Raw genomic sequence first — 22,524 nt, 5'->3', positions numbered from 1 at the left:
ATGGCCCCGCTTGCGGGACAGAGCAAGTGCCATGCCTGGGGAAAAGGCAATAAAAAAAGGCATGCCCTGTAGAGGCATGCCGTCTTGGCAGACGGGGCGCGGGGCCAGCCCGCGCCGGGCGTCGATCAGTTCTTGGACTTGTCCACCAGCTTGTTGGCGGCGATCCAGGGCATCATGGCGCGCAGCTTGCCGCCCACTTGCTCGATCTGAGATTCCGCGTTGATGCGGCGACGCGAGGTCAGCGTCGGGGCACCGGCGGTGTTTTCCAGGATGAACTTCTTGGCGTATTCGCCGGTCTGGATGTCCGTCAGGCACTGGCGCATGGCCTTGCGGGTTTCGTCGGTGACGATCTTCGGGCCCGTTTCGTACTCGCCGAATTCGGCGTTGTTCGAAATCGAGTAGTTCATGTTGGCGATGCCGCCTTCATAGATCAGGTCGACGATCAGCTTCAGTTCGTGCAGGCATTCGAAGTACGCCATTTCGGGCGCGTAGCCGGCTTCCACCAGGGTGTCGAAACCGGCCTTGATCAGTTCGACGGTACCGCCGCACAGCACGGCTTGTTCGCCGAACAGGTCGGTTTCGGTTTCTTCGCGGAAGTTGGTTTCGATGATGCCGGCACGGCCGCCGCCGTTGGCGCTGGCGTACGACAGGGCCACGTCACGCGCGGCGCCCGACTTGTCCTGGTACACGGCCACCAAGTGGGGCACGCCGCCACCTTGCTTGTACGTGTTGCGCACCGTGTGGCCGGGGGCCTTCGGGGCGATCATGATGACGTCGATGTCTTCACGCGGCACGACCTGACCGTAGTGGACGTTGAAGCCGTGGGCGAAAGCCAGGGCGGCGCCGGCCTTGATGTTGCCGTGCACTTCCTTGTTGTAGACCGAGGCGATGTTCTCGTCGGGCAGCAACATCATGACGATGTCGGCGGCCTTCACGGCATCAGCCACTTCCTTGACTTCCAGGCCAGCGTTGGCGGCCTTGTTCCACGAAGCGCCGTCCTTGCGCAGGCCGACGATGACCTTCACGCCCGATTCATGCAGGTTCTGCGCGTGCGCATGGCCTTGCGAACCGTAGCCGATGATGGCAACGGTCTTGCCTTTGATGAGGGACAGATCGCAGTCTTTGTCGTAGAAAACTTTCATGGTTGTGCTCCAGATTCCAGTATTTTGGATATTCGATTAATTCAGATGTAGGGTGTGGCGTGGCCTGGAAGGCCGGTCAAATCTTCAAAATCCGTTCACCGCGTCCGATGCCGGACACGCCGGTGCGTACGGTTTCAAGGATGGCACTGCGGTCCAGGGCCTCCAGGAAGGCCTGTACTTTTTCCTGCACCCCGGTCAATTCGATGGTGTAGGACTTGTCGGTCACGTCGATGATGCGGCCACGGAAAATATCCGCCATGCGCTTCATCTCTTCGCGTTCCTTGCCAACGGCGCGCACCTTCACCAGCATCAGCTCGCGCTCGATGTGGGCGCCTTCGGTCAGGTCCACCACTTTAACGACATCCACCAGGCGGTTCAGGTGCTTGGTGATCTGTTCGATCACATCATCCGAGCCGGTGGTCACGATGGTCATGCGCGACAGCGTGGCGTCCTCGGTGGGCGCCACGGTCAGGGTTTCAATGTTGTAGCCCCGCGCGGAAAACAGCCCCACCACGCGCGACAGCGCGCCGGGTTCGTTTTCGAGGAGGACGGAAATCACGTGCTTCATGGGGGCCTCCTTACAGGTCTTCAGAGCCAAGCAGCATTTCGGTCAGCCCACGGCCGGCCTTGACCATCGGCCACACGTTTTCAGTGCGGTCGGTGATGAAGTCCAGAAAGACCAGGCGTTCCTTGTGCTTGCCAAAGGCTTCGCGCAGCGCGGGTTCGACATCCGCCGGACGCTCAATGCGCAGACCCACATGGCCGTAGGCTTCGGCCACCTTGACGAAGTCGGGCAGCGAATCCATGTAGGACTCGGAATAGCGCGAGCCGTAATCGATCTGCTGCCATTGCCGGACCATGCCCAGAAAACGGTTGTTCAGGCAGACGATCTTGGGCGTCAGGCGGTATTGATGGCAGGTCGACAGTTCCTGGATGTTCATCTGGATCGACGCTTCGCCGGTGATGACGGCGACGTCGTGCCCAGGGTTGGCCATCTGCACGCCCATGGCGTACGGCAGCCCCACACCCATGGTGCCCAGGCCACCGGAGTTGATCCAGCGGCGCGGCTTGTCAAACTTGTAGTACTGGGCCGCCCACATCTGGTGCTGGCCCACGTCGGACGTGACGAAAGCGTCGCCGCCCGTCACTTCCCAGAGCTTTTCCACCACGTACTGCGGCTTGATGACTTCGTCCGAATTGGCGAACTTCAGGCATTCCTTGCCGCGCCAGGTCTCGACCTGCTCCCACCACTTGGTGATGGACGCGGGCTTGTGCTCGGCGGCCGCCACTTCGAATTGGGTGGACAGGTCGGCCAGCACATCCTTGACGTTGCCGACGATCGGGACGTCCACGCGCACGCGCTTGGAGATCGACGACGGGTCGATATCGATATGGATGATCTTGCGGGCGTTCTGCGCGAAGTGCTTGGGGTTGCCGATCACGCGGTCATCGAAACGCGCGCCAATGGCCAGCAGCACGTCACAGTGCTGCATCGCCATATTGGCTTCGTAGGTGCCGTGCATGCCGGGCATGCCCACGAACTGGCCGCTGCTGGCCGGGTAGCCGCCCAGACCCATCAGGGTGCTGGTGCAGGGCGCGCCCAGTTGCGACACCAGCTTGTTGAGCTCGGGCGCGGCGTTCGACAGGATGACCCCGCCACCGGTGTAGATCATGGGCCGTTCGGCGGCCAGCAGCATCTGCACGGCTTTCTTGATTTGCCCCTGGTGGCCCTTGTTGACGGGCGCGTAGGAACGCATCGAGATCTCGCCCTTGGGCGGCGTGTACTTGCACTGCGCGACGGTGATGTCCTTGGGGATATCGACCAGCACCGGGCCGGGGCGGCCCGTGCGCGCGATGTAGAACGCGCGGCGCATCGTTTCGGCCAGATCCTTGACGTCACGCACCAGGAAGTTGTGCTTGACGCAGGGGCGCGTGATGCCGACGGTGTCGCATTCCTGGAACGCATCTTCGCCGATGGCCGCAGTGGGCACTTGCCCGCTGATGATGACCATGGGGATGGAATCCATATAGGCGGTGGCGATGCCGGTGACGGCATTGGTCACGCCCGGGCCGCTGGTCACAAGGCAGACGCCAACCTTTTGCGACGAGCGCGAATAGGCATCGGCGGCGTGCACGGCGGCTTGCTCGTGACGAACCAGGATATGCTGAAATTTGTCTTGCTTGAAGATCGCGTCGTAGATGTAAAGCACTGCGCCGCCGGGATAGCCGAAAACGTGTTCCACGCCCTCATCGGCCAGGCAGCGCACGACGATATCGGCGCCATTCATTTCCATGTTTATTTCCTTTCAGTACCGGCCCTGCAACCCTGACTGCTGCTCGCCCGGATACGGCGGCAACGGAACCCATACCGGCTACGACAACATGATCCGGCGCTTAGCGGCTCACGGAGCCACGCCACCCGGACACCCTGCCGACCCGGCACACGCTCGACAGAACGCAGTGCAAACGCCCCTTGGGGACGCTGGAGGTCGAAATGGAAGCTTTGGCAACACACGCTTGTGGCGCGGCCAACAGCAAGTATCACTGCGGCAGGATGGCTGGGGAGGTGACCCGTACCATCCGCCTCAACGCGCCGGTATCGGATAGGCAGACCGGCGCAAGAGGTGGAATTTACCGCGTTGCGTCAAAGGTAGCAAATCGACGTGAAACGACCGTTGCGCGCGCGATGCAGTGCAAATTGCGGGAAAGTCCGGTAACCATCCGACCCCTAAAAATCCCTCGGCCTCTCTATACTTGTTGCGTCGCCTCGAACCCAGACCCGCCCCATGGATTTGCGCATTGCCAGCATTCGCCGTTTCCTCTACAGCCACTACTTCTTCGGAGGGGTGCGCCAGGGGGTTGGCATGCTGTTGCCCGTGCTGGTGCTGGGCGGGCTGTTCGGCAACTACACCACCGGGCTGGTTGCGACCTTCGGCGCGCAGTGCCTGGCCATCATCGACCAACCGGGCGGGCCGCAGCGCCATCGCACCAATGAAATGCTGGGCGGGGCCGCGCTGGGCACCATTACCGTCATCATCACGGGGCTCGCTTCCACCAATCCCATCCTGATCTGGCTGGTGGTGATTGCACAATGCTTCGTCTATTCGATGTTCACGGTGTTCGGCAAGCGCGGCGGGCTGATCGGCTTTGCCGGCCTGCTGCTGATGACCTTGACGATGCATTCGCCGCTACAGCCACACGAAGTGTTCGCGCACGCCGTCGCCACCTTGGGCGGGGCGCTTTTCTATGTGGTGTTCAGCCTGGGATTTTCGCGCCTGTTCTGGCTGCGCGAGGAACAGCAGGCCATGTCTGTGGCGCTGTTCGCCACGGCCGACTACGTGGCCGCCCGCGCCGCCTTCTACGACGAGACGGCCGACCTGGACGAGGCCTATCGCACCCTGATCCAGCGCCAGTCCGTCATGACGGAAAAACACCAGGCGGCGCGCGACATGGTGCTGCGCGCCCTGCCGCGCGGCAAGGGCGTGGGCGACCGCCAGCGCGTGATGATCTGGAACATGTTCGTCGACATGCTGCAACTGCTGGACACGCTGGTCGCCACCCACACCGACTACGCCGCGCTGCGTCGCACGCTGGCGGGCAATGACTGCCTGATGTTCATGCGCGACGCGCTGGTGAAGATGTCGCTGGAACTCAACCGCATTGCGCTGGACGTGTCGCGCGGCCGCCAGGTGCAGTACCGCAGCAGCGCCAAGGCGGAACTGCGCGCCATCGAATACGAAATCGAACAGCTCAAGCAGCAAGGCCTGGGCGAGCGCGAACCCGAGATGCTGGCGCTGATCATCCAGGTACTGCGCCGCCTGCGCAATTCGGCCCGCATCGTCGACCGCCTGGCCGACCACACGGCGGCATCGCCGGACGCCAAGCCCACCGACGTGCTGCGCATCAACAAATCGTTGACGCGCTTCATCTCGCGCCAGGAATTCCGCTTTGGGCTGTTGACCAGCAACCTGCGGCTGGATTCGCCGCATTTCCGTTACGCGCTGCGGGTGACAGCGGCCGCCGCCATCGCCATGACACTGGCCAGCCGCTGGCTGTCGCCGGAGTTTTCCGCGCACAACTACTGGATCATGCTGACCATCGTCATCATCATGAAGCCCGGCTTCGCGCTGACGCGGCAGCGCAATGGCTGGCGGCTGGGCGGCACCTTGATCGGCTGCATTTGCGCGCTGCTGCTGTTCAATCTGACCGACCGCCCCGAGATCCTGTTCGCCGTGCTGCTGGGCGCCTGCATCATGGGCAACAGCCTGGTGCAACTGAACTACATGGCCAGCGCCATCTTCAACACGCTCTTCGTGGTGCTGGTGTTCCACTTCGTGTCGCCGGGCACCGTGTCGATGTCGGTGATTGGCGAACGCGCCATCGACACGCTGCTGGGCTGCGCGCTGGCGCTGATCTGCAGCTACATCCTGCCGTGGTGGGAAGCACGCTATCTGAAACCTCTGGCCGCCGCCGCCACCCGCGCCAACCGGGAATACTTGCTGGCCGGGCTGCGCTACGTTGAAGCCATGCAAACGCACGCGGGGCCCGCCACGAATGCGGGCGCAAATGCGGGTACGACTGCGGGTACGAATACCGCCACGACCACAGCCGCGAACGCCGCAACAAACGCCACCGCCGCCGCGGACACCCCCGCCGTCATCGATGCCGACCTGGCCTGGCGCCTGGCTCGCAAGAACGTGCACATTGCATTCAGCAATTTCGCCGAAGCGTTCTACCGCATGATGAGCGAACCCAAATCGCACCAGCTCAGCGTGCCGGAATTAAACAACCTGCTGATCCAGAACCATGTGCTGGCGTCGCAGATCACGGCGGCAATACCCATTCTGGCGGCGCTACCCAAGACGCCTGAAGCGGTGCAGTTGGCGCTGAACGGCATGGTCGACCTGCTGGACGAAAAGCGCCCCCAAATCGCCACGCCCCTGCCCACGCAGTTCGACACGGCCGGCGAACAGGCGGCGTTGGCGTATCCGCTGAAGCAGATGCTGAAAGCAGCGCACATGATCCGCCAGGAACTGCAAGCGCTGGCCGACCCCACGCATAGCCCGCCCGTAGCGGCGGCAGCGTGAATGATGCGGTTGGATAGGTAGGATGGGTGCAGCGCGGGTTGACGTGGGCAAGAAGGGTCCGCCGATCGCGCGCAACCCATCAGACACCCGCGAGCTTGTGGCTGATCCTGTTAAAAATTCAGCGCTGCTTGATGGGTTCGCGCGTTGAGCGATTTCTTTCTTTTTAAAACGGTCTCGCGCCACACCCATCCTACGATCGTGCCAGTTTGCCCGGAACGTAGGATGGGTGCAGCGCGCGTTGCCCCCGGCAAGAACCCACCGCCAATCGCGCGAAACCCATCGCGATCGCCCCAATTCGCCCCGAAACGTAGGATGGGTGCAGCGCGCGTTGCCCCCGGCAAGAACCCGCCGCCAATCGCGCGAAACCCATCACGATCGCCCCAATTCGCCCCGAAACGTAGGATGGGTGCAGCGCGCGTTGCCCCCGGCCAAGAACCCGCCGCCAATCGCGCGAAACCCATCACGATCGCCCCAATTCGCCCCGGAACGTAGGATGGGTGCAGCGCGCGTTGCCCCCGGCAAGAACCCACCGCCAATCGCGCGAAACCCATCACGATCGCCCCAATTCGCCCCGAAACGTAGGATGGGTGCAGCGCGCGTTGACCCGGGGCAAGAACCCACCGCCAATCGCGCGAAACCCATCGCGATCGCCCCAATTCGCCCCGAAACGTAGGATGGGTGCAGCGCGCGTTGACCCGGGGCAAGAACCCACCGCCAATCGCGCGAAACCCATCACGATCGCCCCGACGCACCACAAAACGTAGGATGGGTGCAGCGCGGGTTAGACCGCGCAAGCAACCTACCGCTTAACGCGCGGAACCCATCACAATCACCCCACCTTACGACGGAACACCAGCTTGTCTTCCGTTGAAACAGATGCGTCGTAGGCGTAGCCTTCCAGGTCAAAGCCCTGCAACCCTTCCGGCTTGGCAACCTTATGCTGGATCGCGTAGCGCGCCATCAGCCCGCGCGCGCGCTTGGCGTGGAAGCTGATGATTTTCCAGGCGCCGTTCTTCCAGTCCTGGAACACGCATTGCACCACGCGCGCCTTCAGCGTTTTCAAGTCGACCGACTTGAAGTATTCCTCGGACGCCAAGTTGACAATCACCGGCGACTTCTTGCCCGCCTGACGCTCATTCAGATAATCGGCGATCGTCGACCCCCAATACTCATACAGGTTCTTGCCCTTGGACGTCTCCAGCCGCGTACCCATTTCCAGGCGATACGGCTGCATCAGGTCCAACGGGCGCAGCACGCCGTACAAGCCACTGAGGATGGCCACGTGCTCTTGCGCCCAATCCAGCTGCTTGGCCGACAGGCTGGACGCATCCAGCCCTTCGTACACATCGCCGTTGAACGCCAACACGGCCTGACGCGAATTCGCCTGGGTGAAGCTGCGCTTCCAATGCGCGTAACGCTGCGCATTCAGTTCCGACAGCGCCGGACTCAGGCTCATCAAGTCAGCAATATCTTCCGCCGACTTGGTCTTCAGCACCTTGATCAGGCCGGCGGCCTGGTCCACGAACAGCGGCTGGGTGTGCGTCTCGATATGCAGGGGCGAGTCGTAGTCCAGCTTCTTGGCGGGAGAAAGCAAAAACAACATTCCAGAGTTCCTCTATTAACGCGCCGTCCAGCCGCCATCGACCGAGACCGACGTGCCGGTAATTTGCGCCGCGGCGTCGGATGCCAGGAACACGGCCGTGCCGCCAAGTTGTTCCGGGGTCACGAATTGCAGCGACGGCTGCTTTTCGCTGAGCAGTTCGCGCGCGGCGGTTTCCTGGTCAACGCCGTTCTTTTCAGCCATGGCGGTGATCTGCTTTTCCACCAGCGGGGTACGAACCCAGCCCGGGCAGATGGCGTTGGCGGTGATGCCCTGCCCGGCCGTTTCCAGCGCCGTGACCTTGGTGAAGCCCACCACGCCATGCTTGGCGGCCACATAGGCCGACTTGTTGGCCGACGCCACCAGTCCGTGCGCCGACGCAATATTGATGATGCGGCCAAAGCCCTGCTTCTTCATGTGCGGCAGGGCGGCCGCCGTGCCATGAAACACCGCCGACAGGTTCAGCGCCAAAATGGCGTCCCACTTTTCAACCGGAAAGTCTTCGATCAGCGCGGTGTGCTGGATACCGGCGTTGTTGACCAGGATGTCGATGCGGCCCATCTGACGCACCGCGTTTTCCACCAGCCCACGCACCGCATCGCCCTTGGACAGGTCGGCACCGTCGTAGATCACCTTCACGCCATACTTCTCGGCCAGGCCCGCGCGCTCTTTCTCGATCGCGGCGGCGTCGCCAAAACCATTCAGGACGATATCGGCGCCTTGCTGGGCGAAGGCGGTGGCGATCCCCAGGCCGATACCGCTGGTGGAACCGGTGACAAGGGCAACTTTTCCTTTGAGCATGAGCATTCTCCTGTGGTCTGGCATAGGGACGAAAAGCGTAAAGCGTGGTCAAGTGTAGCCGCCCGACCTGACGGTAATCTTGTCATGACCCCACGGGCCGCGGGGTCAAGCGCCTGGTGGTTTGTCGGACGAGTCCGAGCCAGACCCCGCATCGGCAGCCGAAGGCAGATCCGCCATGCCGCCACGGTTCTCCGGCACGCGCTCCAACAGCTTGATCAACACCGGCACCACGCCCATTGATATGGCGACCACCACGGACAGCACGTCGCGATGCTCCAGGCTGATCAAGTGATTGTCCCAGGCCTCATTGAAGATGGCGAAACTGAATTCCCCGCCCTGCGCCAGCACCATGGCGAACAGCAGCCGGTGGTAGCGCGGCAGGCCCATGAAGCGCGCAAATCCATACAGGACCAGCGCCTTGATCGCCAGCAAGGCGGCAACGCAGCCGATGATGAACGTCCAGTGGTCGGCCACCACCTTCAGGTTGACAGACATGCCGATCGCCAGGAAGAACAGGCCCAGCAATAGCCCTTTGAACGGGTCGATGGCTTTTTCCAGGTCGTGCCGATAGCGGGATTCAGCCATCAACACCCCGACCAGAAATCCGCCCAGGCCCGCCGACAGGCCCGCATAGTCGAACAGTTGCGCGGCGCCCACCACCATCAGCAAGGCCGCCGCGGTAAAAAGTTCATTCAACTGCGCCTTGGCGGCCCAGCCCAAGAGCCGCAGCCGGTAGGCCAGCGCCACCACCGCCACGGCGATCAGCGCTTCCTTGAAAGACGGGGCCGACGTGCCCTCAGACCCCAGCAAGCCCGCCGCCACCAGCATCGGAATGGCCGCCATGTCCTGAAACAGCAACACGCCCAAGGCCGAGCGGCCCAACGGCGTTCGGGTCAAGCTGCGCTCATCCAGCAGCCGCAACGCCACCGCCGTCGACGACAAGGCAAGCGACAGCCCGCACAACACCGCCGCCTGCCACTCCATCCCGGCCAGATGCCTGAGCGCCACGCCAAACACCAGCCCCAGCAGCAACCCGCAAACCAGCATCTGCAAGCTTCCCACCAGGAAGACCTCGCTGCGCATGGCCCATAGCCGCCTGGGCGACAGCTCCAGCCCGATGATGAACAGCATCATCACCACACCCCACTGCGACACATTGATCATGGTGTCGACATTGGTCACCAGCTTCAGACACGACGGTCCGATCAGTACCCCCGCGATCAGGTAACCGGGAATGGCGCCCAACCCCAGCCGCTGCGTAATGGGCACGCACAGCACGGCGGCAAGCAAGAGGATAAGAATCAGGTCCATGAAACAGGATGCCGCCTTGGCGGCTGGTGTAGGCTTGGGCGCGCGATGCCCGGATGGGCGAATTCTGGACAAAGATCGGCGCCGCCGGAAGTGCGCTCTGCACCCTTTCAATAATTTTTTTTGCCCTCTTTACACACAGGAAAAATTTCCTGTAGAATTGCGGGCTTCGCTGCTCCAACAACGAAGATCCTTCCGACCAGGGATCTTGAAGTGAAAACGAAACGTGAAGGGAAATCCTCAAGAAGGAACCCTTCAAATAAGTGATCACCGTTTTGGAACCCAGCCACGGAGAGGTGGCAGAGTGGTCGAATGTACCTGACTCGAAATCAGGCGTACGGTATCCCCGTACCGTGGGTTCGAATCCCACCCTCTCCGCCAAGTATTCAAGAACGAAGCCCCTGAGAAATCAGGGGCTTTTTTCTTTGTGGCGCTGGGTGGGCTATGGGCCAAGCCATGACCCATGGCTTAGACCCATGGCTTAGACCCATGGCTTAGACCCATGGCTGAAACCCATGACTATGACCCCGGCCATGGACCCATGGTCGTAGCCCAGATTGCGCCTGGACTACTTCCCTCGCGCTGTCCTACTGCCCCACGGTAGCAAGCGCGTGGCCGATCGCGATCCGTTCCGGAGCCCGCCCCACACTTCCTCCCCCCGGCAATTTGAACGCACTGACCGCGCGCGTCAGGTCCGCTGCCTGGTCCTGCATTGAGCCGGCCGCGGCAGCGGCCTCTTCCACCAGCGCCGCGTTCTGCTGCGTCACCTCGTCCATTTGCGACACCGCGCGGTTGACCTGTTCGATGCCGTCGGCCTGCTCGGCCGATGCCGCGGCGATTTCGCCCATGATGTCGGTCACGCGCTGCACCGAGCTGACGATTTCCTGCATCGTGGTGCCGGCGCGCTCGGCGCTGATCGAGCCCTGACTGATCTTTTGCACCGTGTCTTCGATCAGCGTCTTGATTTCCTTGGCGGCCTGCGCGCTGCGTTGCGCCAGCGTGCGGACCTCGGCCGCCACCACCGCGAAACCCTTGCCCTGCTCGCCCGCCCGCGCGGCTTCCACCGCGGCGTTCAACGCCAGGATGTTGGTCTGGAAGGCAATGCCGTCGATCACCGACACGATATCGGCGATCTTGACCGAGCTGGACGAAATCGCGCTCATGGTGCTGACCACCTCGGACACCGTCGCGCCGCCGCGCGATGCGGTGTCCGACGCGGCGGCCGCCAACTGGTTGGCCTGCCGCGCGCTGTCGGCATTCTGCTTCACGGTGGACGACAGTTGCTCCATGGATGCCGCGGTTTCTTCCAGGGACGCCGCCTGCTGTTCGGTGCGCGAGGACAGGTCGGTGTTACCCGCCGCGATCTCGCCCGACGCGGACGCCATACTGTCCACACCGGTCCGGATGCGCGCGACGGTGCCTGCCAGGTTGGCGTTCATGGACGCCAGGGCCTGCATCAACTGACCGATCTCGTCGCGTGATTTCACAACAACGGTACTGCTCAGGTCATTGGCGGCAACGGTGCGCGCCACGCGCACGGCGTCCGACAGCGGGCGGGTAATGCCGCGCGTCAGCAGCACGGCCAGCAGCAAGCCGCTGACCAGGGCAACCGAGCCAATGACGATCATCCAGAAATTAGCCGTGCGATACGCGCTTTGGATATCGGCCGCCCGCGCATCGATCTCGGCGCGCTGCAAGGCAGACAGTTTGGTGATCTGGTCGATGAACTGGCGTGTGGCCGGCAGGAATTCGCCGGTGAAGACCCGGTTGACCGTGTCCACGTCGCCGCTCTGCTTGGCCTTGAAGATGGCGTCGCGCGTGCGCAGATAGTCGCCTCGGGACTTGCCGATGCCTTGCCACAACTGTGTCTCTTCGGGAGTGTGTATCAGCGGCTCGATCTGCTTTTGCAACGCGGAAGAATTCCGCGTGGACGCGGCGGCTTCTTCGGTGAAGAACGCCGCCAGGCTGGTGTCGGTGCTCTTTGCAATGGCGGTGGTGCGAGTGACACCGGCCTGGATGTTGCGGGCCCAGTCGCTGATCCAGCGTTCCTTGATCAGTGACCGCTGGGTCACCGTTTCAACCGATGCATTGATGTTGGCCAGGCTGACCAGCCCGACCAGGCACATGATGATGATCATGGCCAGCAAAATGCCGAATCCACCCGCCAGGCGGGTTCCAAGTTTCAGATTATTCATGCCGCGTCCAGCCATCCAGACAGGCGCGCGAATGCAGTTTCGGCAGTTGCGCGCGGCTGCTAAAACGCCGCTCGCGCAAGCCAGACGCCCGCCAGCCCCTGGATGGATCTGCCCCCAAATATGGTGTTCAAAGATGATGAGAATTGCCAGCGGAGAAGTCGTGAACCGAGGGTTCTCGCAGTGGTCGGGCAGATGCTAGCAGCGGCGATTTGCGCCGCAATCAAGGAACTGGAGAACGAATTGGCACAAGCTCGTCCCTTTGCAAAATCGGGTCCGGACCGCCGCTTTACGTGCGGCGTTTCGCACGCCCGCGACGACAAAAGCCGCCCCTCCCCTCAACGCAGCAGGGGCAGAGCCAGCTCGCGAAGTCGGCGCTTGTCTTCATCCAGCCCCAGCGCATTCTCTGCGTACCTGAGCAAGCGCGCGGCATGCCGGGAAGCGGCCGGCTTGAATAGCGTCGGGTTGATCTCCGCCAGGCTCAACAGCGCCTTGGTCATGCGCATGTCCACTTCCAGCAAACCCGCGCCATCTCGGGCGATGGGGCCGAAAAAGTCGTCGAACAGATCATCCACGTCCAGGCTTTGCACGTAGACGCGCTGGCAATCCGGTTCGGCCTCCGCTTGCGCGGCCGGTGGCTGCCCCCAGCAGGTCAGGCTTCTGATGCCCCTGCCGATGACGTCAATGGCCGTTCCGGGGTCATTGACCGCTGGCGACAAGGCGCGGGACGCGATTTCGGACAGCACCGACAAGCCAAAGCGCGGGTCGTGCTCAAAGGTGCGATGCGTGCCCAGGGTGATGGCGCCCAGGATTTGCTCGGTCGGCGCCTCGCGCGTGGTCGGCGCGTTGCTTGTTTCGGGCACCATCCACGCCAGCACCATGCCCACATGGGCAAAGGCGCCGGGCAAAACATCCAGGTAAATCAAGGCCTGATGTTCCCGCGCGATCTGGCCCAGCGCCTGCACGTCGATGTGCTGGACGTAGCCCGTCTGATCGCTCGCCACGGCCAGTCCAGCCTCGGGAGGCACGCCGGCCGCCGGATACGGCGATCCGCCCAGGCATGGCCATTGAACGCGGTGCCGGATAGCGTCGATTGTGGCGGTTTCAACGCGGTCGATGGTTTCGCCGACCCGCCCCAGCTTTGACAGGTGATCGATCCAGCGCAGCAGTGTGTAGACAATCAGGATCACCACCGCGATCGTCACCGCGAACAGCAAGACCCGCCCCTGCGCGCCATAGGCCCCCGTGCTTAGCGCGATGATGCCCACGAGGCTGAACAGAAACGAGCCGATGAACGTGGCCAGGGCGTTCTGCGTGGTGGTGTCCTGCATCACAAGCGTGGTTGCGCGCGGCGTCACGCCACTGCTTGCGGCGCCGTAAGCCGCCACCATGGTGCTGAGCGAAAAGGTGGTCACCGCCAGCATGCTGGACGCAATGATGCCCAGGATCTTGTCCACCGCATCGGCGCCGATGCGGGCGGGCAAGGTTTCAGGAATGGCGCCCTTGAAGATGACGGCTAGCAAGGCGGTCGCCACGCCCAGCAGCGAGAAAAGACTGGCCCTGAACCACAGGCGCCTGGTCAATTGCTTAAACGCCCAGCGCCAACGAGCAACCATCTTTTCTCCTTTCCGTGACTTGGCTAGGGTTCCGTGGGCCGCGCCAACTGGAACAAATCCGTGCTGCGAGCGTACCACCCGCTGCCGTGCATGCGGGCCACCAAGCCCATCTCGGTCGTGTTCACATAGCCACGCTCGGCGTCTTGCACATAGGCGTCGGCCACATGCGCGCCCAGCACCCGGCCGATCACGACAACCTGGCGCGGGCCGGTCACGATGGTCGCCTGGCTGACGCATTCCAAAGACACCGGGCTGCCCTGGATCAAGGGCGGGCGCACGTGCGCGGCGGGCAGTGCCGTCAGCCCCGCCTTGCTCAGCTCATCCACCCCTGGCGGGTAGTCCGCGCAGGTTTGGTTCATTTGCTGCATCAGGGCTTCGGGCACCAGGTTCACCACGAACTCGCCGTTTTCGATGATGTTGGCGCTGGTGTCCTTCAGTTCACCGTTGGCGCGGCGCATCAGGCCGATGGCAACCGTGGGTGGCTGGTGCCCCATGACGTTGAAAAAGCTGAACGGCGCCGCGTTGACGCACCCGTCGCCCGATATCGTGGTGACCCACGCGATCGGGCGGGGGGTGACGGTCGAGGTCAGCAGCTTGTAGACCGTCTGCGAAGGCAGAGCGCTGAAATCAAAATGCATGTTTCAAGGCTCCTGCACGCTGCCCGCATGGCCGGTGGACACGGCAGAAACAGCGGAAACGGCCCGCTTTTCGCGAGTGTCGACCCGAAGCTGGAACACGTCCGGCCGCGCATAGTGGCCGGATACATCGAAGTCGTACTTGCCGCGCAGGATCTGGTTGGGGTTGATGTCGGCGTACAGAATGGTTTCGTCGGAAAAATCCGGGCCGGCCAGCACTTCGCCCAAGGGGTCGATGATGGCGCTGCCGCCCCGCATCAACACTGTGTCGGGCGCATTGCCCAGCGAGCATTCGAAGTCTTCAGGATACGCATCACGGCGCAGGTGCTGGCAGGCGGTCAGCACATAGCAGCGGCCTTCCAGCGCGATGTGGCGCATGCTGGGAATCCAGCTATCGCGGTCGTCGGCCGTGGGCGCGCAGTACAGCGCCACGCCCTGGCTGTACATATACATGCGCAACATGGGCATGTAGTTTTCCCAGCAGATGACGGCGCCGATCTTGCCATAGGGCGTATCGAAGACAGGCATTGTCGAGCCGTCGCCAAAGCCCCAGATCAGCCTTTCGCCCGCCGTCGGCATCAGCTTGCGGTGCTTGCCGACCAGGCCTTCCCGGCCATTGAAGTACAGCACGGTGCAGTACAGCGTGCCGCCGTCGGCTTCGATGCAGCCCATGACGACAAAGCTGTCGGTATCGGCGGCGGCCTGCGCCACGATGCCGACCTCTTCGCCGTCCAGCCGCACGGCCTGCCGGTGATAGCTGGCGAAGGCGTCGCGGCCTTCGGGCTTGCGCACCCCGATGGGCGCGCCGAAGGAATTGCCCTTGGGGTAGCCACCCAGGAAGGCTTCCGGAAACACCAGCACCCGGGCGCCCTGCTCGGCTGCTTGCCGGATCAGCGACGCGGCCTTGTTGGCGCAGGCAACGCTGTCGGTCGGGATGGACGCCGCCTGGATGACGGCGGCCTTGAAACTCGCTTGCACAGACATGTTTCTCCTCGCTTTTTTTAGTGGATAGGGTCTTCGTCGATGGCCTGGGCGCGGGTATTCGGCAGGAACAAGCTGCCGATGATGCCCACCACCACCATCACGACAACCGGATACATCAAGCCGCCAAAGATATTGCCGCTGGCCTGCGCCAGGTAGGTGGCGGTAAAGGGCACGATGCCGCCGAAGATGCCCGCGCCGATGTGGTACGGGAAGGATAGCGCGGTGTAGCGGATGCGGGCCGGGAACAGCTCAACCAGGTAGGATGCCACCGGTCCATAGACCATCGCGACCACGGCGGTCATCAGCACCAGGATCAAGATGATGGTGGTGCGGTCGACGCGGTTGGGGTCTGCCCGGTCCGGGTAGCCAGCCGCGCTCAAAGCCTGGGCATAGCCCGCGCGGTCAAAGCCGTTGACGGTGACGCCGCCCACGCTCATGGCTATGGTCTGGCCCGGCAGGGGCGCGGCGTATTCAAAGTTGATGCCCTTGCCGACCAGGAATTTCTTGGCCTGCACGCACACTTTCTTGTGGTCGGCATGGCTGCCGACCATCGCGGCCTGCAAACCGAAGTCGCACGCGCCGCCACTGGTATCGGCATGCACCAGCACCGGCGTGCTCTGCATGGCTTGGGCCAGCGCCGGGTTGCCGGCTTTCAACAGCACCTCGAACATCGAGTGATAGCCGAGAGCGGCAATGAAGAGGCCCGCCATCATGATCCATTTGCGGCCGATACGGTCAGACAGCCAGCCGAACAGCACGAACGTGGGCGCGCCGATGATGAAGCCGATCAGGATCAGCGTGTAGACGCTGGTCTGGTCCAACTGCACGGCTTGCTGCAGGAAGATCATCACGTAGAACTGGCCCGTGAAGTAGGTGGCGCCCTGGCCGGCGGTGACGCCGATCAGCGCCAGCAGCACCAGGCGCAGGCTGGACCATTGGCCGAACGTTTCCTTGATGGGATTCTTCGACAGGCGGTTCTGCTGCTTCATGCGCGTGAAGACGGGCGATTCATGCAGCTTGGCGCGCACGTAGATCGAAATCGCCAGCATCACGATCGACAGGATGAACGGCAGGCGCCATCCCCATTGGCGGAAGTCCTCGGCGCTCATGGACGCCTGGGTGCACAGGATGACGACCAGCGACAGGATCAGGCCGGCCGACGAGGTGATCTGGATCCACCCGGTCAGCAAGCCACGGCGCTTGGGCTCGCAATGCTCGGCCACGTAGATCACCGCGCCGCCGTACTCGCCGCCCACGGCCAGGCCCTGCACGACGCGCAACGTCAGCAGCAGGATCCACGACAAATGGCCGGCGGATTCATAGGTGGGCAGGCAGCCGATCAGCACGGTGGCCCCACCCATCATCACGACCGTGATCAGGAACGTGTACTTGCGGCCCCATTTGTCGCCCAGGTAGCCGAACATCACGGCGCCCAAGGGGCGAATGATGAAACCCACCGCCAGCGCGCCCAAGGCGGCCAGCAGCGCCACGGTGGGGTTGTCCTGCGGGAACAGCACCTGGCTCATGAACACCGCCAGGGTCCCGTAGATGAAGAAGTCGTACCACTCGAACAAGGTGCCCAAGGTGGACGCCACCACCACCTGACGTTCCTCTTTTCTGCTTAGCGTCGGCGCGTCGCCGATCCGCCCCACTGCTGCCACGTTTGCTTCCATGCTTGCTTTCCCCTGTGTTTTTAGATTGATACTGCTGTATGCATTAACTATTATCAAACTTAAAACCGGCCCGGACAAAGCTGGGGGAAACCCGAAACGGGGTCCGGCAAGCAGCCGCAAGCCCCTGCGAGCCGCTGCTACACTGCCGCCAAACACACAGTGGAGGCAGCAATGGCAAGGCCCGCCGGCAAGGTAGAAAAGAACACGGAAAAGACGCCGACTGCTGCGCGCAGGGGGATTCAGTCGATTGAAGTGGGCTTCCGGATCCTGGACCTGATCCGCAAGACGGGCCGGCCCTTGCCGCTGAAGGAAATTGCCGACGCCTGTGAGCTGACCGTGCCCAACGTGCACTACTACCTGGTCAGTTTTCAGAAGGTGGGCGTGGTGCAGCAGCATGCGGACACGGGCCACTACGGCCTGGGGCCCTACGCGCTGCGCCTGGGGCTGGCGGCGCTGGAGCAGTTCGATGTGTTCACCACGGCGCGCCCCATCATGGCCGAGGTGGCGGCGGTGACCGGGCACACCGTGTTTCTGGGGGTATGGGGCAACAAGGGGCCGACCATCGTGTACCGGGTGGAAGGCAGCCGTAGCCGGCCCTTGCTGGAATTGCGCGTAGGCACGGTGATGCCGCTGCTGTCGTCGGCATTGGGCCGCAACTTCCTGGCGCATTTGCCGGACGCCCTGACCCGCGACCTACTGGACCGCGAGATGGCCTCATCCATACCCGAAAGCCAGGGCGGCGCGCCCGGCAATTCCTATACGGCGAAAGACGTGCAGGCCATCCGCGACGAGGTGCAAAAGCACCACATCAGCCGCTGCCGGCATGCGCTGCTGCCGCACTTCACGTCGCTGTCCGCGCCCATCTTCGACATGCTGGGCGAGATGACGGCGGCCATCACCTTGATGGGGCCGGTGGGCGCCATCGACGACGACCTGGATTCCGACACCGCGCGCCTGCTGCGTGAAAAAGCGCGGTCGATCTCGGCGATGGCGGGGTGGGAAGGGTCGGAGCCGAACACGGCCCCGACCGCGCACATCAGCTTTCGACGATGATCTTCGCGTCTTTGATGGTCTGGGCGTACTTGCGCTGTTCCTGCACCATGAAGTCGGCAAAGCGCTGCACGCTGCCCCCGCCATCTTCCGCGCCCACCTGCGCCAGCTTTTCCTGCACGTCCGCCATCGCCAACACCTGATCGATGTCGCGGTTCATGCGCTGGACCATGGCGTCGGGCATTTTGCCCGGGCCCACCATGCCGAACCAGATGCTGGCCTCGAAGCCGGGGTAGCCTTGTTCCGCCACTGTCGGCACATTGGGGTGGCTCTTTGAACGTTGCTGCAAGGTCTGCGCCAAGGCGATCACCTTGCCGGACTGCACCAGCGGCGTGGCCGTCGTCATGCCTTCAAAGCAGTACTGCACATGGCCGCCCAATAGATCGTTCATCAGCGGCGCCGAGCCCTTGTACGGCACATGCAGCACGTCGATGCCGGCGCGCGCCTTGAAAATTTCCAGCGCCAGATGCTGGGCCGACCCTGCCCCCGCCGACCCGAACACGATTTTTCCGGGCTGCGCGCGGCACAGCTTGACCAATTCAGGCAGCGTCTTGGCGGGCTGCGACGCGCCGCCGATCAGGATGGTGGGCGTCTTGCCCACCAAGGCGATGGGCGAAAAATCCTGCTCCACCGAATAGGCCAGCTTGGGATGCAGGCCCGGCGCGATGCCGTGGCTGTTCACATGCGCCATCAACAGCGTGTTGCCATCGTTGGGTTGGCGCGCCACCTGCTCGGCCGCGATGACGCCCGCCGCCCCGGCACGGTTTTCCACAATGACGGGAATGTTCCACATCACGCCCAGCTTCTGCCCCAACAGGCGGGCCAGCACGTCGGTGCCGCCGCCCGCCGGAAAGCCAACCACGATTTTCACCGGGCCAGCCGGCATGTCCTGCTGTGCCCTTGCCGCCGTGGGCAGCACAAGCGCCGCCCCCAGCGCCGCGGCGCCGGTCATGAATTGCCTGCGTTGCATGCTTGTCTCCTCGCGCCGGCCTCGAAGGCCGGCTGCTTGTTTTGAAAAGGCGCCGCCTGCCGACGATGGCGTTCAACGACTGATGCGGACCCACTTGCCAAACTTTTCGACCATGCGCTCTTCGAAGCCGAAGCCCAGCCCAGGCTCTTGATGCAAGACCACGCGGCCCAGCTTGTGAGTCAGTTGCCGGTCGATCAGCTTGCGGAAATTCAACACCTGGTCGTCCCAGAAAAATTCGACGTAGCGCGCGTTCGGCGTCGCCGCGACCAGCGGCGCATGCACGTCGTGGAACCAATGCGGGCAGACCACCACGCCGTAGCTGGCGGCCGTGGCCGCAATGCGCTTCCACTCGGTGATGCCGCCGCACACCGCCGCATCGGTCTGCAGGATGCCGGCCGCGCCCTTGTCGAGCAGTTCCTTGTGATACCAGCGGCCATAGCCGATTTCGGCCGTGGCGATCGGCAGATGCGTCAACCGCGCCAGCTTGGCGTGGCTGTCAATATCGTCCGGCCCGAAGGGCTCTTCGATGAAATAAGGCTCGTACTGCTCGAAGCGGCGGATGTACTGCATGGCCTGGGTCACGTCCTGCCAGGCGTTGTTGCAATCCATCATCAATTCGACATCGGGGCCCACGGCTTCGCGCGCCGCCTTCAAGCGCGCCTCTTCCTCGCGCGGGGACAGGCGGCCGGTCTTCATCTTGACGGCGCGAAAGCCCTTGTCCACATAGCTGGCCATTTCCTCGCCCAAGTGCTGGGGTGTCTTGCCGTCCAGGTAATAGCCGCCGCTTGCGTAGGCAGGCACGGTTTCGAGTTCCATCGCACCCAGGAACTTGTGCAGCGGCAGGCCGGCCGTCTTGGCGTTCAGGTCCCACAGCGCAATGTCCAGCGCACTCAGCGCGCGCATCACCGTGCCCTGCCGACCTTGCAGCAGCGCTTCCTGGTACATGGCTTGCCACAGGCCTTCCACGGCGTGGGAATCACGGCCCAGCAGCACCGGGGCCAGCAGGCTTTGCACGGCCGCTTCGAAGATGGCGCCGCCGGCGCTGCCCACATAGCAAAAGCCGATGCCTTCCACGCCGTCGCTGGAACGGACTTTGACCAGGCCGTAGTGGCGGGTGGACACGCTTCGGTTCGAAAACGACGTGACTTTATCCAGGGGCACCGCGGCGGCGCAAACGTCGATGGATTCAATAATGGGCACGGCAAGCTCCTTGATGGCGGAATTCCAACGGGCGGGGCCGGCGCAGCGTGCGCGGGCGGGTCGCTCTGGACGTATTCTTCCCGCCGCCAAAGAAAACAACAATTATCTTCACCCATCTTTAGAATACGGAAAATCCATCTTCACGAAGGGCAAGCACCGTGGACTCCCGCTTTCTTCAAACCTATGTGCATGTGGTAGAGCTGGGCTCCATCGCCCAGGCCGCGCGCCATCAAGGCCTGACGCCCGCCACCGTGCAGCAGCGATTGCGCGCGCTGGAGGGCGACGTGGGCAGCGCCCTGATCGCCCGCTCTGGCCGCACGGTCAAGCCCACGCCGGCCGGTATCCGCATTCTTGAGCGGGCCCGGCATATCCTGCGGGACGTGCGCGACTTGCGTTCGGCGGCCAGCGACACGGAGCTTCCGGCCGGCCCCTTGCGCCTGGGGGCAACGCCCACGGCGCTGACCGGCATCATGCCACCGGTGCTGCGCACCTGGGTGGCCCGCCATCCCCATATCGAGATCTACATTGAGCCCGCGCCCACCACCCTGCTCTACAGCAAGGTGCTGTCGGGCGAGCTGGATGGCGCGCTGCTGGTGCACCCGCTGTTTGCATTACCCAAGACCTGCGACTGGCGCGACCTGCGCCACGAACCACTGGTGTTGGTGACGCCGGCCGACATGAAGGTGCGCGACCCCCTGGCCGTCATCGCGCGCGAGCCCTACATCCGCTATGACCGCAGCGTAGTGGGCGGCAAGATGGCCGACGACTACCTGCGCACGCATACCCTGCGGCCGCACGTGCGCTTCGAGCTGGACGGCATCGATTCCATTGCGAAGCTGGTGGCCGAGGGGCTGGGGGTGGCGGTGCTGCCCGACTGGGCCGTCACGGGCGAACCGGCTGCGCGGGTGAAGCGCTGGCCGCTGCCTGCGCCCTGCCCGGTGCGCACGGTGGGCGCCATCTGGCAGCGGGCCGGTGTGCGCTCGGAACTGATGCGGGCGTTCGTCGCGTTGACGGAATCGCAGTTGGGCCTGGCGCGCGGCCAGGCTTAGGCGATGGCGTCCTGGCCATTGCGGACGGCCACCACGCCGTGGGTCACGACCAGCCGGCGCGGCTTGCGCGTCACCACGGCTTCGGCCACACAACTGGCGTCGACCAGCACCAGATCGGCCCGCGCGCCCGGCGTCAGACCGTAGTCCGCAAAGCCGCAGGCGCGCGCGGCGGCGCCGGTGACGCAATCAAACGCCCATTCCACTTCGTCGTCGCGGCGCAGATCGTTGCGCAGGCCGATCATCATGGCGCGCGCCAGCATGTCGGGGCTGCCATACGGCGTCCAGGTATCGCGGATGCCGTCGTTGCCGCCAAAGATCGTCACGCCCGCCTCGCGGCATGCACGCACGCCGGGCACCGGCCGCGACGGCGGCGCGGTGGTCAACACGGCCACATCCAGCATCGCCAGGCGTTTGAGCAACCCTTCCAGCCGCTTGGCGTCAATGCCACCCAGGCAGAAAGCGTGGCTGATGACCACCTTGCCTTGCATGCCCAACGCCTGGACGCGGTCCAGGATCAGGTCCAGCGTGAACGCGCCTAGTTCGCCGGGTTCGTGCAGGTGGATATCGACCGGCTTGCCATGCTTCTCGGCCAGGCCAAACAGCACATCCAATGACTGGGCGGGATCGCGATCGATGGCGGAGGGGTCCAGCCCACCCAACACATCAGCGCCTTGCGCCAGCGCCTGATCCAACAGTTCTGCCGTGCCGGGACGCACCAACAGCCCCGACTGCGGAAAGGCCACGGTTTGAATTTCCACGCGGCCGGCCAACGCTTCGCGCGTGGCATGCACGCCATCCAGGTGACGCAGGCCCGCGTCGGTATCCACGTCGACATGGCTACGGATGCGGGTGGCGCCTTCGCGCAGGAACGCCTGCGCCAACGCCTGCGCATGGCTGGCCGCGTCGTGGCCCGTACTGGCGCGCCAGGTGCGTTCGTTTTCAATGCGGTCGGTCAGCGCGGGGCCAACCGCATTCACATACCAAGGCGAATCCCAATTGGTCTTGTCCAGGTGGGTATGGCCTTCAACCAGCCCCGGCAACAACAAGGCGCCGCCGCCATCCTCAACAAGAACGTCGGCCGGCGCCGGGATACAGGGATCGATGTGCTGGATGCGTCCACCACGCACCAATACGTCGACCGCTTCGGCAGCGGCGTTCGCCGCCACGCGGACGTTTTTCAACAACAGGTCGGTCATGGCATTTTCCCGGACGAACGA

Annotated in this window: 17 protein-coding genes and 1 tRNA gene; 4 read left to right on the top strand and 14 right to left on the bottom strand. The window is 63.6% G+C overall.

Translation table 11 applies throughout. From position 1 onward, the window contains the following. Positions 1-125 precede the first annotated feature (125 nt). The 3 genes from ilvC to P8T11_RS25825 all read right to left on the bottom strand — a co-directional run bounded on the left by ilvC (position 126) and on the right by P8T11_RS25825 (position 3,436). Entirely contained in the window at positions 126-1,142 is a 1,017-nt protein-coding gene (ilvC, locus tag P8T11_RS25835; RefSeq protein ID WP_046807014.1) for a ketol-acid reductoisomerase, read from the bottom strand. 76 nt (positions 1,143-1,218) lie between these two features. Then, positions 1,219-1,710 carry an acetolactate synthase small subunit gene (gene ilvN / locus P8T11_RS25830; protein WP_050447174.1) on the bottom strand — a complete coding sequence of 164 codons (492 nt, stop codon included), beginning with the start codon at positions 1,708-1,710 and terminating at the stop codon, positions 1,219-1,221. A 10-nt stretch (positions 1,711-1,720) separates the two neighbouring features. Then, the gene (locus P8T11_RS25825) at positions 1,721-3,436 is read right to left on the bottom strand and encodes an acetolactate synthase 3 catalytic subunit (protein ID WP_268079404.1); all 1,716 of its coding nucleotides are present in this window, start codon (positions 3,434-3,436) and stop codon (positions 1,721-1,723) included. A 492-nt stretch (positions 3,437-3,928) separates the two neighbouring features. Between P8T11_RS25825 and P8T11_RS25820 the strand changes: the two genes are divergently transcribed. After that, positions 3,929-6,229 (top strand): FUSC family protein, encoded by a 2,301-nt coding sequence (locus tag P8T11_RS25820; RefSeq protein ID WP_268079405.1) that lies wholly within the window; start codon positions 3,929-3,931, stop codon positions 6,227-6,229. 829 nt (positions 6,230-7,058) lie between these two features. On the opposite strand, the gene yaaA is transcribed toward P8T11_RS25820, so the two are convergent. From yaaA to P8T11_RS25805, 3 genes are all read right to left on the bottom strand, one after another. Next, positions 7,059-7,832, bottom strand: a complete 774-nt coding sequence (gene yaaA / locus P8T11_RS25815; RefSeq protein WP_268079406.1) for a peroxide stress protein YaaA — start codon at positions 7,830-7,832, stop codon at positions 7,059-7,061. A gap of 15 nt (positions 7,833-7,847) precedes the next feature. Continuing rightward, positions 7,848-8,630 carry a 3-hydroxybutyrate dehydrogenase gene (locus tag P8T11_RS25810; protein WP_268079407.1) on the bottom strand — a complete coding sequence of 261 codons (783 nt, stop codon included), beginning with the start codon at positions 8,628-8,630 and terminating at the stop codon, positions 7,848-7,850. 105 nt (positions 8,631-8,735) lie between these two features. After that, positions 8,736-9,941 (bottom strand): cation:proton antiporter, encoded by a 1,206-nt coding sequence (locus P8T11_RS25805; protein ID WP_268079408.1) that lies wholly within the window; start codon positions 9,939-9,941, stop codon positions 8,736-8,738. 287 nt (positions 9,942-10,228) lie between these two features. Between P8T11_RS25805 and P8T11_RS25800 the strand changes: the two genes are divergently transcribed. Further along, a tRNA-Ser gene (locus P8T11_RS25800) sits at positions 10,229-10,319 on the top strand. 206 nt (positions 10,320-10,525) lie between these two features. Here the strand turns inward: P8T11_RS25800 and P8T11_RS25795 are convergent. The 5 genes from P8T11_RS25795 to P8T11_RS25775 form a co-directional block, all read right to left on the bottom strand. Continuing rightward, a complete protein-coding gene (locus P8T11_RS25795; RefSeq protein ID WP_268079409.1) occupies positions 10,526-12,133 on the bottom strand; it encodes a methyl-accepting chemotaxis protein in 1,608 nt (535 codons plus the stop codon). Positions 12,134-12,468: 335 nt separating this feature from the next. Continuing rightward, on the bottom strand, positions 12,469-13,746 hold the full coding sequence (locus tag P8T11_RS25790) for a DUF2254 domain-containing protein (protein ID WP_268079410.1): 1,278 nt from the start codon (positions 13,744-13,746) through the stop codon (positions 12,469-12,471). Between the two features lie 23 nt (positions 13,747-13,769). Beyond that, positions 13,770-14,384 carry a flavin reductase family protein gene (locus P8T11_RS25785; RefSeq protein ID WP_268079411.1) on the bottom strand — a complete coding sequence of 205 codons (615 nt, stop codon included), beginning with the start codon at positions 14,382-14,384 and terminating at the stop codon, positions 13,770-13,772. Positions 14,385-14,387: 3 nt separating this feature from the next. Then, positions 14,388-15,365 (bottom strand): carbon-nitrogen hydrolase family protein, encoded by a 978-nt coding sequence (locus P8T11_RS25780; protein WP_268079412.1) that lies wholly within the window; start codon positions 15,363-15,365, stop codon positions 14,388-14,390. Positions 15,366-15,382: 17 nt separating this feature from the next. Beyond that, entirely contained in the window at positions 15,383-17,038 is a 1,656-nt protein-coding gene (locus tag P8T11_RS25775; protein ID WP_268079413.1) for an MFS transporter, read from the bottom strand. A gap of 171 nt (positions 17,039-17,209) precedes the next feature. On the opposite strand from P8T11_RS25775, the gene P8T11_RS25770 reads away from it, so the two are divergent. Beyond that, the gene (locus P8T11_RS25770; protein WP_268079414.1) at positions 17,210-18,091 is read left to right on the top strand and encodes an IclR family transcriptional regulator; all 882 of its coding nucleotides are present in this window, start codon (positions 17,210-17,212) and stop codon (positions 18,089-18,091) included. On the opposite strand, the gene P8T11_RS25765 is transcribed toward P8T11_RS25770, so the two are convergent. After that, positions 18,075-19,058, bottom strand: a complete 984-nt coding sequence (locus P8T11_RS25765) for a Bug family tripartite tricarboxylate transporter substrate binding protein (RefSeq protein ID WP_268079415.1) — start codon at positions 19,056-19,058, stop codon at positions 18,075-18,077. The two genes, P8T11_RS25770 and P8T11_RS25765, sit on opposite strands and share 17 nt — an antisense overlap. 72 nt (positions 19,059-19,130) lie before the next feature. After that, entirely contained in the window at positions 19,131-20,258 is a 1,128-nt protein-coding gene (locus P8T11_RS25760) for a mandelate racemase/muconate lactonizing enzyme family protein (protein WP_100852810.1), read from the bottom strand. Between the two features lie 158 nt (positions 20,259-20,416). On the opposite strand from P8T11_RS25760, the gene P8T11_RS25755 reads away from it, so the two are divergent. Continuing rightward, positions 20,417-21,307, top strand: a complete 891-nt coding sequence (locus P8T11_RS25755; protein WP_268079416.1) for a LysR family transcriptional regulator — start codon at positions 20,417-20,419, stop codon at positions 21,305-21,307. On the opposite strand, the gene P8T11_RS25750 is transcribed toward P8T11_RS25755, so the two are convergent. After that, positions 21,304-22,503: an amidohydrolase family protein gene (locus tag P8T11_RS25750; protein ID WP_268079417.1), complete on the bottom strand. Its 1,200-nt coding sequence runs from the start codon at positions 22,501-22,503 to the stop codon at positions 21,304-21,306. The genes P8T11_RS25755 and P8T11_RS25750 overlap by 4 nt on opposite strands. Between the last annotated feature and the right edge of the window lie 21 nt (positions 22,504-22,524).

This window comes from Achromobacter spanius (assembly GCF_029637605.1).
Taxonomy (GTDB): domain Bacteria; phylum Pseudomonadota; class Gammaproteobacteria; order Burkholderiales; family Burkholderiaceae_B; genus Achromobacter; species Achromobacter spanius_E.
This window is presented reverse-complemented; position numbering and strand designations above follow the sequence as displayed.